The 16,478-nt window shown below is 52.5% G+C and carries 15 protein-coding genes; 5 read left to right on the plus strand and 10 right to left on the minus strand.

The window, feature by feature from the left end:
• Nucleotides 1–190 precede the first annotated feature (190 nt).
• The 4 genes from ACNRUY_RS15385 to ACNRUY_RS15400 all read left to right on the plus strand — a co-directional run bounded on the left by ACNRUY_RS15385 (nt 191) and on the right by ACNRUY_RS15400 (nt 3,615).
• Nucleotides 191–1,027: a hypothetical protein gene (locus tag ACNRUY_RS15385; protein ID WP_488112530.1), complete on the plus strand. Its 837-nt coding sequence runs from the start codon at nt 191–193 to the stop codon at nt 1,025–1,027.
• Nucleotides 1,028–1,120: 93 nt separating this feature from the next.
• Entirely contained in the window at nt 1,121–1,822 is a 702-nt protein-coding gene (locus ACNRUY_RS15390) for a prephenate dehydratase domain-containing protein (protein WP_488112531.1), read from the plus strand.
• A gap of 80 nt (nt 1,823–1,902) precedes the next feature.
• Entirely contained in the window at nt 1,903–2,781 is an 879-nt protein-coding gene (locus ACNRUY_RS15395) for a hypothetical protein (RefSeq protein WP_488112532.1), read from the plus strand.
• Nucleotides 2,782–3,000: 219 nt separating this feature from the next.
• A complete protein-coding gene (locus tag ACNRUY_RS15400; RefSeq protein WP_488112533.1) occupies nt 3,001–3,615 on the plus strand; it encodes a LysE family translocator in 615 nt (204 codons plus the stop codon).
• An 81-nt stretch (nt 3,616–3,696) separates the two neighbouring features.
• Here ACNRUY_RS15400 and ilvD read toward each other — a convergent pair whose 3' ends face one another.
• Entirely contained in the window at nt 3,697–5,538 is a 1,842-nt protein-coding gene (gene ilvD, locus ACNRUY_RS15405; protein WP_488112534.1) for a dihydroxy-acid dehydratase, read from the minus strand.
• 225 nt (nt 5,539–5,763) lie between these two features.
• Complete coding sequence (locus ACNRUY_RS15410; RefSeq protein ID WP_488112535.1) at nt 5,764–6,507, minus strand: DUF3581 family protein; 744 nt, start codon at nt 6,505–6,507, stop codon at nt 5,764–5,766.
• Nucleotides 6,508–6,903: 396 nt separating this feature from the next.
• Here ACNRUY_RS15410 and ACNRUY_RS15415 point away from each other — a divergent pair, with 396 nt between their 5' ends.
• The gene (locus ACNRUY_RS15415) at nt 6,904–7,152 is read left to right on the plus strand and encodes a type II toxin-antitoxin system Phd/YefM family antitoxin (RefSeq protein ID WP_488112536.1); all 249 of its coding nucleotides are present in this window, start codon (nt 6,904–6,906) and stop codon (nt 7,150–7,152) included.
• 54 nt (nt 7,153–7,206) lie between these two features.
• Here ACNRUY_RS15415 and lipA read toward each other — a convergent pair whose 3' ends face one another.
• The 8 genes from lipA to mrdA all read right to left on the minus strand — a co-directional run bounded on the left by lipA (nt 7,207) and on the right by mrdA (nt 16,418).
• The gene (lipA, locus tag ACNRUY_RS15420; protein WP_488112537.1) at nt 7,207–8,250 is read right to left on the minus strand and encodes a lipoyl synthase; all 1,044 of its coding nucleotides are present in this window, start codon (nt 8,248–8,250) and stop codon (nt 7,207–7,209) included.
• 53 nt (nt 8,251–8,303) lie between these two features.
• Nucleotides 8,304–8,981, minus strand: coding sequence for a lipoyl(octanoyl) transferase LipB (gene lipB / locus ACNRUY_RS15425; RefSeq protein ID WP_488112538.1), 678 nt, complete (start codon nt 8,979–8,981; stop codon nt 8,304–8,306).
• Entirely contained in the window at nt 8,981–9,262 is a 282-nt protein-coding gene (locus ACNRUY_RS15430; RefSeq protein ID WP_488112539.1) for an HP0495 family protein, read from the minus strand. The genes lipB and ACNRUY_RS15430 overlap by 1 nt, the downstream gene beginning before the upstream one ends.
• A 32-nt stretch (nt 9,263–9,294) precedes the next feature.
• The gene (locus ACNRUY_RS15435) at nt 9,295–10,488 is read right to left on the minus strand and encodes a D-alanyl-D-alanine carboxypeptidase family protein (RefSeq protein WP_488112540.1); all 1,194 of its coding nucleotides are present in this window, start codon (nt 10,486–10,488) and stop codon (nt 9,295–9,297) included.
• A gap of 338 nt (nt 10,489–10,826) precedes the next feature.
• Nucleotides 10,827–11,654, minus strand: a complete 828-nt coding sequence (locus ACNRUY_RS15440) for a septal ring lytic transglycosylase RlpA family protein (RefSeq protein ID WP_488112541.1) — start codon at nt 11,652–11,654, stop codon at nt 10,827–10,829.
• A 395-nt stretch (nt 11,655–12,049) separates the two neighbouring features.
• Nucleotides 12,050–13,174, minus strand: a complete 1,125-nt coding sequence (gene mltB, locus ACNRUY_RS15445; RefSeq protein WP_488112542.1) for a lytic murein transglycosylase B — start codon at nt 13,172–13,174, stop codon at nt 12,050–12,052.
• Nucleotides 13,175–13,419: 245 nt separating this feature from the next.
• A complete protein-coding gene (gene rodA, locus ACNRUY_RS15450; RefSeq protein WP_488112543.1) occupies nt 13,420–14,565 on the minus strand; it encodes a rod shape-determining protein RodA in 1,146 nt (381 codons plus the stop codon).
• On the minus strand, nt 14,565–16,418 hold the full coding sequence (gene mrdA, locus ACNRUY_RS15455; protein WP_488112544.1) for a penicillin-binding protein 2: 1,854 nt from the start codon (nt 16,416–16,418) through the stop codon (nt 14,565–14,567). The genes rodA and mrdA overlap by 1 nt, the downstream gene beginning before the upstream one ends.
• Nucleotides 16,419–16,478 lie beyond the last annotated feature (60 nt).

A 16,478-nucleotide genomic window follows, 5' to 3' on the forward strand; every position in this document is an offset into this window, starting at 1 on the left:
AAGAACGCCAATGGAAACTCTGATAGATGGCAAAGAGATCTGGAAGGAAAAATTTGTAGCCTGAATTTGACCTGACAGACACCCTCTGAAAAATCGGTGACTGTCAGATCAGGTCTGAACTACTACAGATTATATAGCCTTATCTCACTTTCTTTCCAACATAAGCTCTCTTCCTGGATCGAAAGCTGTTATGCTGGATGCCTTCAAGTTGATGAAATCTGATACCTCACTAACAAAATCCATTTGCACTATCATTAAAGATTCCCAGTCCCACTGCATTGATAATAAGGCTGAGGTTATCAGCCGAATACAAGCAAGGACTTTCTTAAACTCACTCTACTCGCTTGATCTCAGAGGTGACGAACTTTGGTCCTCCCTGATACCAAAACTCAAACAACTGCATCACGAAGACATCTTCGACCATCTATTCAATACATATAGTTATATTGAGCTGGAGGAATCAGGCAATCTAGATGAGTCAGAAACACACCTCAAAAAGCTGGTAAACAATGGTGAATCTACTGAGATAAGAGGTCGTTACAAACACATACTTGAAAAAGAAGTCGATTTTGCCTCAAAAATGCCGCCACAAAAATATGCGGGCCTGGGCCTAATTCATAGAGATCTTGATGTACTGAAAGACTTTAAAGAGAAATTCACCGCTGAAAGAAAAAGCAAACAAGCATTTGTTGCTTATGTCAAAAACATGGTCAAACATGACGAAAAAATGCAAGAGCTGCTATTATCACGCGATCCATCTCTTGAGGAAAGAAAAGGGCAAATTGAAGAAGAAGCGTACAGTTTAACTGAGGCTTTGGACGATGTCTGCAGCGAACTGAACGAGCAGGACTATATTGACGGAATGAACACAGTTCAATTACACCGTGACAGGCATGTAGCTGAACTGATCGATGAAAAAATCAATCAAAAAATCGATAAATTCTGGAAATCAGCCTTGCTTAAAACAGCTAGAAATCCCGTCCCTGCCTACACTTTCAGGCGACCAACTATTTATGGGCGTAGATGATATTACTTTGATAAATGAGTTGGTAAAAAAAGTAACGGAACCCGGCATTCCCTCCCAACGGCCCCCCCACCAATAAAAAAACGCTAATGCCCGATGACGGAAAAAAAACGATCAACAACCCGGGAAAAAACGCTCTATGTACAAACCGCCAGAGGCAGTTTCAACCACCTGGCGGTAAATAAGTTGTATCCGCATCAAGAGCATAACGACATTCACCTTCAGTTCTGCGGCACTCCCCTGAACACCCTGGAACAGGCCTGGAAAAACGATGCCGAAGCCTTTGTCGCCCTTCGTAATGATCTGGTACCCGGCCACCTGATTGAAGCGACCGCCAGGGCCATGGAGAGTTATGAGGTGCTGAAAGTCACTGCTGCAATCACACTCTCGATCCAGATGTGCCTGCTGAGAACCAGAGAAGCCGTCATGAACCAGACGCCTCTCAAAGCCATCGCTTCCCACCCGGCAGCGCTGGCCCAGATCACCCGCTGGAAAACCGGACAGGACCTTAATGAACTGGAAGACGCGGACGGAACCTCTGAAGCGGCAAGAAAGCTTGCCAGTGGACTGCACCCGGATCATACCGGCGTGATCGGCCCTGCAATTCTGGAGACTCTGTTTCCCCAGCTGGTGCTGACAGCAACAGGAATCCAGGATAAAGAGAGTAATACAACCCTGTTTGGCCAGCTTCAAGTAACCCGGCGCCCTTCCCCAGTCTCCAGCAAAGTCGCCAGAGATGAGCTGGAAAAAGTAGTAGAGACTGCCAGTACTCTTTCCGGCGGCTCATCCGCCCCCTGAATGATAAAGAGTTCACTCTCACCGCCGATATCTGGAGCAACAGAGCCCCTGAATCCCCCGGAGTTGGCGGAGAACCATCCATGGACTTTCGAGCACTTAAAGCCGTTTCAGTTCTTGTTTCAGCGATCATCCTGACCGGCTGCAGTCAGCACCCACAGCCCTATCAGGAGCAATGGTCCAAAGCCAAAAACCTGGCCAATGCTGCCGGGATGACCACCAGAATCCATGACCAGCAACTGCCCTCCAGCGCCTACAACCAGCAGGGAAAACTCAGGGAGCACAAGCTGAACAATATTTCCCACCCTGCCTACGGCAGTGGCAGCGGTGTTGCCGGCGTCAACATCAACCCCTACGGACCCTTCGAACATTTTTACTGGGGCTGGACGATACCGGGAGCCAGCCACCACAGTGAACACCGCCTGTTCGCCTGGATGCCCTTCCAGATGGCAAAGGATACCCATGCCGCCAGAGTGATGCTGGAAACCCTGCTGATCCGCTCCTCCCTGGCGATTCTCAGTGAGATGGATTATGACTACCAGCCCATCAACATGCCCTTCGAACACGAAGGGCGCACTTTTAAGCAATGGTATCTGGGCAAAGACACCGGAAGCTGCTCACTGGATGCCATGAACTGTGTGCTCAGCCTTTATGTGCCCGACCCCATTGGCCCCTACGAAGCGCCCAATTACACCTATCACAGTATCGCCGGAGTGGACTCCTGGTTTTTCGATGCTGGCAATGAAGCCACCTACCCCCGGTTGATTCTCGCCCAGGGGGACGGGATGAAAAGCATCAATGAAAGTGTTTTCTATCAGAAACTCAGCGCCCGCCTGCCCGGCTGGCTCTATTTTTATATGGCCCCCAATGAAGTGGGAACCGGGGAAAACAACCGGACGGTGGCTTATCCGTATTTGCTTGAGAAAGGCAAACCCCTGCTGTTTATTCGACCGGTAAAATAAGCCCGCGCACCAGAGCTGTGTGCCAGATGTTGTCACCTGACTTGCCTGCCGCTTGCCGTTATACCCAAGGGATTTCAAGTTGCTACGCGGCGGCAAAAGAGCGAGGCCTCAGGAGCTTAGATTAACTAAGTGACTGAGGTGAGTGATTGCAGCCAACAAAGTAGCAGCTTGAAAGGCGACGGGTATATACTGACTCCTTTTTTACCTAGAAAAATACCAATGACCGCATCTTCATGGTTATCCTTACTGGCGATCTGTATGCTGGGCGCCATATCCCCTGGCCCAAGCCTGGCTGCCGTTATGAAAAGTACGGTACAGGGATCGCGCTTTCACGGCCTGGTCACAGCCCTGGCTCACGCTCTGGGCATCGGTCTCTATGCCTTTCTGGTGGCAGCCGGCATCGGCGTGGTGATCACTGAAACCCCTTGGCTATACCACTTCATCACCTATGCCGGTGCCGCCTATCTGGCCTGGCTGGGCTTTCACGCCATCACTTCGTCGTCTTCATGGATGGGTGCAGGCGGCCTTCAGGTTAATACCCTTTCCTTAAAACAGGCGGCGATGGACGGCTTTCTGATCGCTTTCCTTAACCCCAAAATTGCGGTTTTTTTTCTAGCGCTGTTCAGCCAGTTTGTTACCCCGGAATCCACTCGGGTCACCCAGTTAATGATGGCTTTACTGGCCACTCTCTGTGATGGTGCCTGGTATTGCATCATTGCCTCAATTGCCGGCAATGGTCGTGTGCTCCCGGCACTCAGAAAGCGGGCTGTATTGATCAGCCGTCTGTGCGGGATACTTTTGATCCTGGTGGCTTTGAGAATTCTGGCACTGTGAAGCAATGCCCATAGAAAAAGAAAACAGCTTCTCAGTTGCGCTTCACAGAGTGAAGCGCAACTGAATCAGCGCCGACCTGAACTAGTCAAACAGGCTCAGGTCCCTGACCGCACCCTTGTCCGCACTGGTGGCCATTTTGGCGTAGGCTTTGAGCGCAGTAGAGACTTTTCTGGGCCGCTCTTTCAGCGGTTTCCAGCCATCCTTACCTTTGGCGTTCATGAGATTGCGCCGCTGTTCCAGCTCTTCATCCGATAACCGGACATCAATGGTCCGATTAGGGATATCAATACGAATGATGTCGCCTTTTTCCACCAGCCCAATGGCACCACCCGCTGCCGCTTCCGGTGATGCATGACCAATGGACAAACCAGAGGTACCGCCGGAAAAACGCCCATCGGTCAGCAGGGCACAGGCTTTACCCAGTCCCTTCGACTTCAGATAGCTGGTGGGATAAAGCATTTCCTGCATACCCGGGCCACCCCGGGGACCTTCATAGCGGACAATGACCACATCACCGGCCTTGACCCGGTCTTCCAGGATATCACTGACCGCATCTTCCTGGCTTTCACACACATGGGCCGGACCTTCAAACACCAGATTATCGTCGTCCACTCCGGACGTTTTCACCACACAGCCGTCTTCAGCGATGTTGCCATACAGCACCGCCAGGCCGCCTTCAAGACTGTAGGCATGGTCGATGGCGCGGATACACCCCTTGGCACGGTCATCATCCAGGGAGTCCCATCGGGTTTCCTGGCTGAACGCTTCCGTAGTGCGAATACCGGCCGGACCTGCTTTGTAGAAGGTTTTTACCGATTCATCCCGGGTCTGCATGATATCCCATTTAGCCAGGGCCTCTTTGACCGTGTCACTGTGCACCATGGGAATCTCATTGTGCAGCAGCCCTGCCCGGTCGAGTTCCCCCAGAATTCCCATGATGCCACCGGCACGGTGCACATCTTCCATATGGTATTTCTGGGTATTGGGTGCCACCTTGCACAGCTGGGGAATGCGCCGGGAGAGTTCATCGATATTCTTCATATCAAAGGGAATCCCTCCCTCCTGGGCAGTGGCCAGCAGGTGGAGAATGGTATTGGTGGAGCCACCCATGACAATATCAAGGCTCATGGCGTTCTCAAACGCCTTGAAGCTGGCAATGGAGCGGGGCAGAACCGTCTCGTCATCCTGTTCGTAATAGCGCCGGGTGATTTCAACAATACGCCGACCCGCTTCCAGAAACAGCTGTTTACGGTCAGCATGGGTGGCCAGCATGGAACCATTGCCGGGCAGGGACAGGCCAAGCGCCTCGGTCAGACAGTTCATAGAGTTAGCGGTGAACATGCCGGAGCAGGAACCGCAGGTAGGACAGGCAGAGCGCTCATATTCAGCCACAGTTTCATCATCCGCATCCGAAGCGGCAATGACCATGGCATCCACCAGATCCAGCCCATGACTGGCCAGCTTTGTCTTGCCCGCTTCCATGGGACCACCGGACACAAAAATCACCGGAATGTTCAGACGCATGGCGGCCATCAGCATTCCCGGAGTGATTTTGTCGCAATTGGAAATACAGACCAGGGCATCGGCAGTGTGGGCATTGACCATATACTCGACGGAATCGGCAATGATGTCCCGGCTGGGCAGGGAGTACAGCATACCGTCATGCCCCATGGCGATACCATCATCAACGGCAATGGTGTTGAACTCCTTGGCGACACCACCGTGCTTTTCAATCTCACGGCATACCAGCTGCCCCAGGTCTTTCAGGTGAACATGGCCCGGCACAAACTGGGTGAAGGAGTTGGCTACCGCAATGATCGGCTTGTTGAAGTCTCCATCGTTCATTCCTGTCGCCCGCCAGAGTGCACGGGCTCCGGCCATATTGCGGCCATGGGTGGAGGTTCTGGAGCGGTAAGCTGGCATGAAAACTGTCCCTCTACTGGCTTTAAGCATTGGGCCCCGGTTCACTGTAAAAAACAGTCCACCATGGGCTTCAGGCGCTCCATGCCTGTTGATGAGTTGGTCATTAATCGCTTAGCCATCCACTGGCAACCCTGAAGCATATCAGAAACAGAGCTGCCTGTCTGAGCAAAGCGAAAAGCCCACTTTTTCTCTAAAGGGCAGGAGAGCCCTCAACTCATAAGCGGTTCAACCCATAAAATGACGCTTTCGGGCATGATGTTTGTCAATCATGACATCAATGGCCTCCTGGTCATAAGGACGCAACCCGGAAAGCACCATGGTTTTTTCTCCAGTGCCGACCACGATGCCCTTTTCCCGATAGATGAACTTCAGGGTCACCTTCCCCCGTTTCCCGTTCACTTCCAGCAAGGCCCCTGCCGCTTCCAGAGTGGGTTCAACCAGATCCACCCGATCCAGCTTGAGCGTCATGCTGTCATAAATCACCAGGGGCTTGATGGTATTGATCATCACCCCATGCTCTTTCATCAGGGGCACAAAGACATTAGGGAAGTTCTCACCGGAAAAGGCTACATAACTGCGCACCAGCTGCTCAATCATGGGCAGATCACGGCTGCGCTCCCCATGGCTTTCAATATCCAGGTACATTTTTCCGGACAGGTCGTAAATACTGCGATGCCCCTCTTCATTAGAGCGGATTTCCAGCTCTACCCCATCGGTCACCATGCCATTGAACATGACCCGCATCTCTTTGAACAGCCCCTCAGAGAGCAGTATCTTGGCAAACAGCAGGTCCCCAGGAACGCAGAAGCGGGTGTTATCCACATCATGGAGAGGGTTGAAATCATTGGCGACCCGCTTGGCAAAGTCACTGGCCTGCTGGCGGGTGAAAGCGAAGCGATTGTCTGCAAGAGGTGTGCAATATTGGTCAATAAACATAATCTGTAACAGCGGAGTTCCTGCCGCAATCATGGAAAGGTCAACTTAAAGCTAGCAGCCTGTCTGGCTTACGCTTTCGTGCATAAAATTCAGTAGAACGAGCCAAATGTTTCGATGGATTCGTGCGAATAGCCCGTCTATTTAATCGAATTCATCGAAAGATTTGGCCGTTCTTCCTGGATTTTAGGCCGAAATTGCCGTAAGCCAGACAGGCTGCCTAGATATCATAAGGTAGCTTGTGAGCGCATACCTACCAGGAAATCGTAGTTTTTTGTTTACTGACGGATATGGGAGGGGTAAAACGGTCTGGGCAGGCAGCCTTGCCTGCCCTGTGTTTCCGGGTCACAGAGGTTCATTTTACTCTCTGTTTTCTTGCGCACTTCAATTTAGACCAGTGTTCTGGTCTATAAATACCTGGAAGGAGTGGTAATGCTGAAAGAAATTGACTCTCACGACGCGAAAACGAAACTACCTGAAATCCTTCGCCGGGTAGAGGCTGGTGAATCATTCGCCATCACCCACCGGGGAAAGCCCATAGCTGACCTGATCCCCAGCCGTGTCACAACCCGCCTTAAAACACAGTCTGCTATCAATTACCTGCTGAACGCGGCAAAACCAGTGGTTTCCCATAAGGATATAAAAACGCTACGTGAGGCGGTCAGGAAAGAACACCAATGAAAGAACAGAGAAAAGGACAGATACTGTTGTGTCTGCCCAAAAATAAAGTGTGGTTTATAGACCTACGTTGTTTTTCTGAAGCACCTGCTCAGCACGATAACTGGAACGAACCAACGCACCGGAAACCACTTCCAGGAAGCCTTTTTCCAGCCCCCACTGACGGTACTTCTCAAACTCTTCCGGAGTGACATACCGTTCAATGGGCAAGTGGTTCACCGTGGGCTGAAGATACTGACCGAAGGTGATGATATCCACATTCACTGCCCGCAGGTCATCCATCGCCTCCAGGATTTCTTCGTCGGTCTCCCCCAGGCCCAGCATCAAGCTGGTTTTAGTGAGTACATCCGGACGGTATTTCTTCGAATGCTCCAGCACCGCCAGAGTCTGCTCATAACTGGCCCTGGGGTCACGGACAGGATGCGTCAGCCGTCGTACAGTCTCAACATTCTGGGCAAATACTGAGATACCACTGTCCACTACCGTTTCCACATCACTGAGCACGCCCATGAAATCCGGGGTAAGCGCTTCCACATCGGTTCCGGGATTGAGTTCCTTGACCCGCTTCACTACGGCCGCATAATGACCGGCCCCACCGTCATCAAGATCGTCCCGGTTAACAGAAGTAAGCACCAGGTATTTCAGGTTCATGAGCTGAACGGAGTTGGCGGTATGTTCTGGTTCATCCTTGTCCAGCCAGCCTTTGGGGTTGCCAGTGTTCACCGCACAGAACCGGCACGCGCGGGTACAGGTATCGCCCATCAGCATAATGGTGGCAGTACCCGAGCTCCAGCATTCATTGATGTTCGGACACATGGCCTCTTCACAGACTGTGCTGAGCTTGTGCTGGTGAACGGTGCTTTTGACCTCTTTGTATTTTGTGCCGTTCTGGGCCTTGATTCGCAACCAGGAAGGTTTCCGCTGGATGGGCGCATGATCATCCCGCGAGCTGGCCTTGATGCCATTCTTGATCGCAGTGATGCCCTTGTCATTGACGAACTTGGTTCCGCTTTCCACCTGGACAGTGGGAATAATCTGATCCACAGCGGCAGGCTGTGCACTGCCTGCTGGATCGTTTTTTGTATCAGGGTTACTAGACATTCACCACGCTCTTAACTGATGCTTTTCAATCAATAGCCCAACCAATCGTTCACTCAACCTTTGATTGTTCTGGCGCTATTATAACCAAGCTTTTCCTTTAAATGCTGAACCAGCCTGCGATTCACATCCTGCCGATCCACTCCGCCCAGAAGGCGCGCCATATCCGTGACGCCCAACCCGGGATAACCACAGGGATTGATACGGCTGAAGGGTTCCAGGTCCATATCCACATTCAGGCTGAGCCCATGGTAGGAACGCATCTTGCGAAACCTCAGGCCCAGCGAGGCAATTTTGGCGCCATCCACATAAACCCCCGGTGCATCCGGCTTGTTACAGGCGTCAATACCATAGTCTGACAACAGAGCTATAACGGCATCTTCCAGGGCCGACACCACCGCTCTGGGCCCCATTCCCAGGCGCCGGACATCCAGCATCAGATACACCACCAGCTGACCGGGACCGTGATAGGTCACCTGTCCACCCCGGTCCACCTGAACCACAGGAATATCCCCCGGCTGCAACACATGCTCTGCTTTGCCGGCCTGCCCCTGGGTGAACACCGGGTCATGCTCCACCACCCAGATCTCATCGCCGGTCTGCTCATCCCTGCTCGCTGTGAACGCTTTCATGGCCTGCCAGACAGGCTCGTACTCCTGCCGCCCCAAATCCCGGACGACAAGCACACCATGACTTTCTACCGGGTTGACCTGCTCTGGCTCCACTTTCACCATCAAAGCACCATCTGAACCCGGCCACTGGCTTTCAGCTCTTCAAACAGCGCCTTCAGCTGAGGTTCTCCCGTAGCTCTGATGGTGACGGTCACCGACAGGTACTTGCCGGTACGACTGGCCTTGACACTGGCCGTACCGTCAAAGTCCGGAGCATGATGGGTCGCCACCCGGACCACAAAGTCCTTGAAGTCCGGGGCTGCATTGCCAACGATCCGAATCGGGTAGTCGCAGGGAAACTCGATTTTCGGGGCTTCCTGCTCGGTTGAGTTCTGTTCTTTCATCGCCTTCACCCATTACTTACTGCTTTCAGACATCAGGAAAACAGGCCTTTAAAAAACAGTACAACACTATCCCAGAGTCGTTTAAAGAAACCGCCGGGCTCAACCGCCTGCTGCGCCACCAGGGGCACTTCACGGACGACCTTGTCATCCAGCATGACTTTGACGGTACCCAGCTGCTGCCCAAGGGCAACCGGAGCAACCAGTTTTGGATCAATCACAATAGAGGCTTTGAGTTTCTTGCCGGTTCCCCTGGGTACCGTGACCACCAGATCTTCGGTAATACCCGCCGTGACCTCACTGACCTGACCTTTCCACACCTTAACGGTTTGCAGGGGCTCACCCGCACGCTTGACATCAACATTCTCAAAGAAGCGGAAACCATAAGTCAGCAGCTTCTGGGCATCATCGGCCCGCTGTTTTTCCGATTTCGCGCCCAGCAGAATGGTCATCAATCGACGTCCGTCACGCTTTGCCGTTACGGCAAGATGATAGCCTGTCGCTTCAATATGGCCGGTCTTCAGACCATCCACATAAGGATTAGTCCACAGCAGACGATTCCGGTTCGCTTGGCGCCGCAAGGGCTTCCCGCTTTTCTTGTCAACGCCGTACTGAAAGTACTTCTCGGAATACAGGTCATAATGCTCTGGATAATCCCGGACGATATGCTTGCCCAGTATGGCCAGATCCCTGGCGGTCGAGTAGTGGTTTTCCGCCGGCCAGCCTTCCGCATTTTGAAACAGGGTGTGCTTCATTCCCAGCTGCCTGGCCGTATTGGTCATCATCTGAGCGAAAGCCTCTTCACTCCCGGCGATGTGTTCCGCCATGGCAACACTGGCATCATTACCGGAAACAATGATGATGCCCTTGAGCAGCTCCTGAACAGACACCCGCTCTCCCACTTCAATGAACATGGTTGAACCACCCATGCTCCAGGCTTTTTCACTGACCAGAACCTTGTCATCCCGCTTGATATTGCCACTGGCCAGCTCTTTCTCTACCAGATAGGCCGTCATCATTTTGGTCAGACTGGCCGGGTGCATGGTTTCATCCGGATTCTGGGATGCCAGCACCTTACCACTGTCGACATCCATCAGGATGTAGCTTTCAAGTGCAACGCTGGGTGGGGAAGGAATAAGCCCTGCAGCCTGAACCTGACCAACGACAGCCAGGCAGGCCATGGCTAAAAATCCCAGCCAGCGCCGGGCAGATACGATTTTTTTGCTCATGGGGCGATGGTTTCTCATCCAAATAGAGGCTCTGAGTATACAAATTTCAATCATTATAATGATCAAGTCTTACAAGGTTAACTGCGACTTGTAACGATCTGGCAGGACCATTCACCAGCACCGGATCATCCGCAGGAATAAACGATGCCCCAGCCATTGTATGGCATGCTTTTGCAGCACTGTGTAAAAACGGGGTAAAGCCTTAAGAACCGAACCAGAACAAGGCTGCCCGATGTTGAGAAGACACATACAAAAAGAGAGGGTGAATAGAAAATGCTATTTTTCAAAATGCATTGAAAGTGCTGACAGAATCAGGCTTGCCAGCACTGTATGGCACTTCAAGGCTGCTGTGCCACCTGCTTCTGTTCATCTTTCTCATAAACCAGATAGGGCGTATCAAACTCTGCGGCATTCAGGCCTTCCAACAGCGTTTCAAGATGCTCTGGACTTTCTACCGGTCCTATCCTGACCCGATAAAGGGGGTCGGGAGACTCGTCTCCCACAACAACATTCGCCTTGACTCCCACCCTCTGGAAAACGGCCCTTCGCATTAACTGGGCATTATGGTAATTCTTCAGTGCGGCCAACTGCAGATAAAGCACATCGTCTTCGTCTCTGTGCGCCTTTGAACCCACAAAGGATTCCGGGTCAATCCCTTCAATGGTGACACTGGCCAGCCCAGAGTCCGCATACCCCAGTTTTTTGGCCGCTACATAAGAGAGATCAATCAGCCGGTCTCCGTGGAAGGGACCGCGATCGTTGACTCTTACTACCACGGATTTGCCATTCTCTTTATTGGTGACTTTGACATAAGACGGCAAAGGCAGGGTCTTGTGGGCAGCCGTCATTTTATACATATCGTAGATTTCGCCATTGGCCGTCTGCTTGCCGTGAAACTTGGTGCCATACCAGGAAGCCTCACCGCTTTCGGCGTACCCATTAGCGGATTTCATGGGCTCATAAGTGACCCCTCCCAGCACGTAAGGGGAGTTTTTCAGGGGCACTTGAATGGGGGAAGGAACGGCATCGGGAATGCCGGAAATATCCACCGGCTCACTGGGCGGACCGTCTTTAACAGGCGATCCACCGCACCCGGCAAGCACCAGTAAACAGGTCACCACCAGGGATTGTTTAATCCGTCTGAATCCGGCTTCTATGAGCTTCACGGCTTTCCTGCCGGTCCTGGAACGAAGTTGGAAACACCTATCCGCTACCCAGGTCGCTGGTTGATTGTCCATAAATTTCAGGGGGGAACTCTCTCTACTTTCAATCCGTCAATAAAAATAAATCCAGGCTGCTAGGGGCTGTTGATGTTTTAGCGTTAGCTCAGTGGTTCGTAAAGCGGTCTAACGCAAGGCGAACTGGCGCAGTGCGTAGTTCTTCTACGCCAAGTCAGTTCAACGCAGTCGGAAGGCCGCTTTACGAACCACCCGAAGGGCCAAAGCCAGCGTTCCCGAGCCATCGTTGCAGCAGCTTGAAAGACGGAGGTATTCCTGCGCTACTGCGCCTTGGCTCGAAACCGCTGGCTTTGGCTGAGCACACGATAAAACATCAACAGCCCCTAGCCATTACTGGACTTTACAGCCTTCTTTTGCGTCGCCAACGAATCTTTATAGCCTGATTTCACTTCTCTTGCCAGCTGGTGAACCGCCAGAGCGTACATCTGGCTCCGGTTATACCGGGTGATGACGTAAAAGTTATGGAGCCCAAGCCAATATTCAGACCCGGTACTTCCCTCATGCTTCATCGCCAGCACCCTTGAAGAAGGGGGAATAACATTCAAGGTGCTCCAGCCTGATTTCTGGACACTGCTGAGCTTCTGATCCGGCTTCAGACCGGAGGATAAGACCTTGTCAAATTGCTTTCCGGTGACCCTGGCCCTGGCCGCCACCGCCTTGTCTTTTTTCCAGCCATGGAGTTGAAGATAATTGGCAACACTGGCAATGGCATCTTCATCGCTCTGCCAGATATTCGCCTGTTTGTCGCCGGTATAATCCACCGCATAAGCTCGATAGCTGGAGGGCATAAACTGTGGAATGCCCATGGCACCGGCGTAGGACCCGGTCAGCTCATCCACATTCAGGTTCTGCTCACGCACCAGCATCAGGAAGTTCTTCAACTCCTTGCGGAAAAACTCGCCCCGTCGTGGAAAATCAAAGCCCAGAGTGGTCAACGCATCCAGAACTTTGAAACCGCCGGTCTGACGCCCATAGTAGGTTTCCACCCCAATGATCGCGACAATCACCTGGGCAGGCACTCCCTGCTCTTTCTCTATCCGGGAAAGCGTGTCGGCATTTTTCTTCCAGAACTCCACGCCCCGGGCAATTCGTTCGCGGGTAATAAAGATCTTCCGGTAATCTTTCCACTCCAGAGTGCCTTCCGCAGGACGGCTGATCAATTCCAGGGCCCGCTCGGATTTCTGAGCCTTGCCCAGAATGCGTTTCAGCTCCTGGCGGGAAAAATTATCCTTAGCCACCAGCTCATCAATAAACGCGTTGACATCTTTTCTTCCCAGATAGCCGGAGGAGTCAGTAGCCGCCCTCACAGAAGGAGCGACCAGGAACGTCCCGACAAAAAGCAGAGTGGCTAGCGATCGAAGCCACTGGTTTAAAACAGACCTTGAGCGGACAACGCAACCTGTTCGCTGAATCAAAACAGACCGCATTTTAAAGGTAAAAAGCGCCATGTATCCGTACCCCTTCAATACAGCCACCACCAATACAACCCGATTTTCAAAATCAACCGGCTCTGCATCAAAAGACGTTGACTCCGTCCACTTTGTGCAGAACTTATCTACAACACTACCGGACAGGGAAACTGAATTCCACGGCTTTACATAAAAACCATTTCCGGGGTTTCTGCAGCTCTTCAAACGCTCACAGCGAAGAAAAATGTCACGACAATGTTGGAATAACAGGAACAAAGGACAAGTTACCGGGAAGTCCCGAGAAACGTTCGGTGAGTATGTACCGACATCAACAGGCCAAAGCCTGCCAGAAGTGTCAGCAGGGAAGTTCCTCCACGGCTGACCAGAGGCAGAGGCACTCCCACCACCGGCAGCACACCGCTGACCATGCCGATATTGACAAAAATATAGACGAAAAACGTCAGGGTTATACTGCCTGCCAGCAGTCGTCCAAACAGCGTCTGGGCATTGAGGGTGATAAAAAGCCCTCTCCCCAGAATCAGGGCATAGATCGACAGCAGCAGCAAACACCCCAGCAAGCCAAACTCTTCGGCCAGAACCGCAATAATAAAATCCGTATGGCTTTCAGGCAGAAAATCCAGATGGGACTGAGTACCCTGCAGCCACCCCCTGCCATAAAGTCCACCAGAACCGATGGCAATCGTCGACTGAATGATGTTCCAGCCGGCCCCCCAGGGGTCACTTTCCGGGTTCAGGAAGGTCAGTACTCTCTGCTTCTGGTAGTCGTACATGAAAAATTGCCAGAGTACATAGACTGTGGGAATTGCCAGAAACAAAGCGGAGAAAATCAATCGTTTTCTGAGCCCAGCCAGCAGGAGGACAAACATGCCTGACGCCCCGATCAGAAGCGAGGTCCCAAGATCAGGCTGTTTGGCGATCAGCACCACCGGGACACCAATAATTATCAGAGATAACACTACATCCTTCAGGGAAGGTGGCAGTGACCGCCTGGCAAGGAAGGCCGCCATCACAATGGGCATCACCAGCTTGATCACCTCCGATGGCTGAAAGCGGAATCCGGGCAGCTGGATCCATCGCTGGGCACCTTTGGAGTGAATACCCATAAACAACACTGCCAGCAATAACAGAATACCAGCGGCATAAAACCATTTAGCCCATTGCATCAACACCCTGGGCGGTATCTGCGCCACAGCCAGCATGCCGGCAAAGCTGATCCCGAGATAGCTGGCCTGTCGAATCACCACTGATGCATCACGGCCTGTGGCACTGTAGAGAACAAACAATCCGGCACAGCTGAGCAGTAGCAGAAAGCCCAGTAACACAAAGTCCACATGCCATTTCATGGCAAGGCCTGGTGAACGCCCGAATGCCTCTGTATCCAGCTGGCGGACGAAATCCCGGTTGGCCACTATTTATCTCCCTTTGCCTGCATCAAGCGAGGCAGCAAATAAAAGTCCATGACCTTACGCGCCACATTAGAAGCCCCCTTGCTGTTTTCCAGAATCACCGCCACGGCAATCTGAGGGTTCTCCACCGGGGCAAAAGCCACAAACAGGCTGTGATCCCGCTCAAACTCCTTCAGTTTATCGGCATCATACTCTTCCCCCTGGGCAATACTCACCACCTGAGCCGTACCGGTTTTACCGGCCATCCGATATTTCAGCCCACGACCAATACGCCAGTTGGCCGTTCCCCTGGGGGAGCTGATCACATCCTCCATGGCCCCAATGATCAGATCCCAGTTTTTGGCATCAGCCTCCGGGGTTCTGGCCAGCTTGATGTCTTTCCCCCAGAAATCCCCCTGCACATCGGGAACCTCTTCTTTCACCAGCCGGGGCTGAACGTACTTGCCCCGGTTGGCAATCAGGGCGGTCGATTCCGCCAGCTGAAGTGGCGTCGCCAGCATATACCCCTGGCCAATGATGGCAATCACCGTTTCACCAGGGTACCAGGGTTGTCCATAGACACCCCGCTTCCACTCCCTGGAGGGCAACAGGCCCGGACGCTCTTCACGAATATCAATTCCGGTACGGTGGCCAAAACCAAACTGAGAAGCAAAATCATACAGATTATCGATGCCCAGCTTACCCGCCTGGTTATAAAAATAGGTGTCATTGGAGACCACAATGGCTTTTTGAAGATCCACCCAGCCATGCCCGGTCCGCTTCCAGTTCCGGAAACGGTGTTCACTGCCGGGCAACTGAAACCAACCCTTGTCGTACACCCGGTCATCGGGGCTGACCACATCATTGGCCAGAAGCGACAGAGCCATCACCGGCTTTATGGTGGAAGCGGGTGGATACTCACCCAGTGACGCCCGGTTATAAAGGGGGCGTTCAATATCGGTATTCAACCCATTGAACGTTTTGCTGTCGATGCCCGTCACAAATAGATTGGGGTCAAAGGATGGATTACTAGCCATGGCCAGCACACCTCCCGTTTTCGGATCCATGGCCACGACAGCGCCCCTGCGGCCATTGATGGCCTCAATGGCCACTTTCTGCAGCTCAGTATCCAGGTAAAGGTTCAGATCCTTTCCAGGAACAGGATCAACCTTCTTCAGGACCCGGAGTACCCGTCCACGGGCGTTTGCCTCCACTTCCTGACGACCTGGCTTGCCCAGCAGCACGCTCTCATAGGATCGCTCAAGGCCAATCTTGCCGGTGGTGTGGGTTCCGGAGTACAAAGCGGGGTCGAGCCGTCGCAGGTCCCGGTCATTGATCCGCCCCACATAACCGACACTGTGGGCAAAGATCTCCCCTTCGGGATAATAACGGATCAACTCGGCATTGATATCCACTCCAGGCAACCGGAATTGGTTGACGGTAATGCGGGCAATTTCCTCATCCGTCAGGTCAAATTTGAGGGGGACCGCTTCAAAAGGCCTTCGTCGTTTGATTCGTTGAAGAAACCGCTCAAGCTCACTGTCACTAAGGGGAATAATATCGTCAATGGATTTCAGCAGGGCATCCAGGTCTTTCGTCTGCTCCCGGACGATGGACAGAATATGACTGGGACGATTCACCGCCAGTAACTTGCCGTTGGCGTCATAAATCAGCCCACGGGTAGGCGGGATGGGTTGCAGCAGAACCCGGTTCTCATCGGACTGAGTGGACAGCTCACTGTAACGGATGACCTGCAGATAAAACAGCCGGGAAATCAGGCCTGCCCCCATCAGGGTCATCAGACCAATGGCTATCCACACCCGGATATTCACCAGTCGTTTATCTGCCCCATGGTCCTTTAAGGTGTCCTGCGGCATATCATGTCTCAATCATTGATGGCATTCTTTCGCTCTTTTCATCAACAAACCACCTACCTA

The sequence above is a fragment of the Endozoicomonas sp. Z74 genome, assembly GCF_057680865.1.

Bases quoted from the DNA above. Each gene is read 5' to 3' on its own strand.
- ACNRUY_RS15385 (WP_488112530.1), top strand. From the start codon at position 191: ATGCTGGATGCCTTCAAGTTGATGAAATCTGATACCTCACTAACAAAA.
- ACNRUY_RS15390 (WP_488112531.1), top strand. From the start codon at position 1,121: ATGACGGAAAAAAAACGATCAACAACCCGGGAAAAAACGCTCTATGTA.
- ACNRUY_RS15395 (WP_488112532.1), top strand. From the start codon at position 1,903: ATGGACTTTCGAGCACTTAAAGCCGTTTCAGTTCTTGTTTCAGCGATC.
- ACNRUY_RS15400 (WP_488112533.1), top strand. From the start codon at position 3,001: ATGACCGCATCTTCATGGTTATCCTTACTGGCGATCTGTATGCTGGGC.
- ilvD (WP_488112534.1), bottom strand. From the start codon at position 5,538: ATGCCAGCTTACCGCTCCAGAACCTCCACCCATGGCCGCAATATGGCC.
- ACNRUY_RS15410 (WP_488112535.1), bottom strand. From the start codon at position 6,507: ATGATTGCGGCAGGAACTCCGCTGTTACAGATTATGTTTATTGACCAA.
- ACNRUY_RS15415 (WP_488112536.1), top strand. From the start codon at position 6,904: ATGCTGAAAGAAATTGACTCTCACGACGCGAAAACGAAACTACCTGAA.
- lipA (WP_488112537.1), bottom strand. From the start codon at position 8,250: ATGTCTAGTAACCCTGATACAAAAAACGATCCAGCAGGCAGTGCACAG.
- lipB (WP_488112538.1), bottom strand. From the start codon at position 8,981: ATGGTGAAAGTGGAGCCAGAGCAGGTCAACCCGGTAGAAAGTCATGGT.
- ACNRUY_RS15430 (WP_488112539.1), bottom strand. From the start codon at position 9,262: ATGAAAGAACAGAACTCAACCGAGCAGGAAGCCCCGAAAATCGAGTTT.
- ACNRUY_RS15435 (WP_488112540.1), bottom strand. From the start codon at position 10,488: ATGAGCAAAAAAATCGTATCTGCCCGGCGCTGGCTGGGATTTTTAGCC.
- mltB (WP_488112542.1), bottom strand. From the start codon at position 13,174: ATGGCGCTTTTTACCTTTAAAATGCGGTCTGTTTTGATTCAGCGAACA.
- mrdA (WP_488112544.1), bottom strand. From the start codon at position 16,418: ATGCCGCAGGACACCTTAAAGGACCATGGGGCAGATAAACGACTGGTG.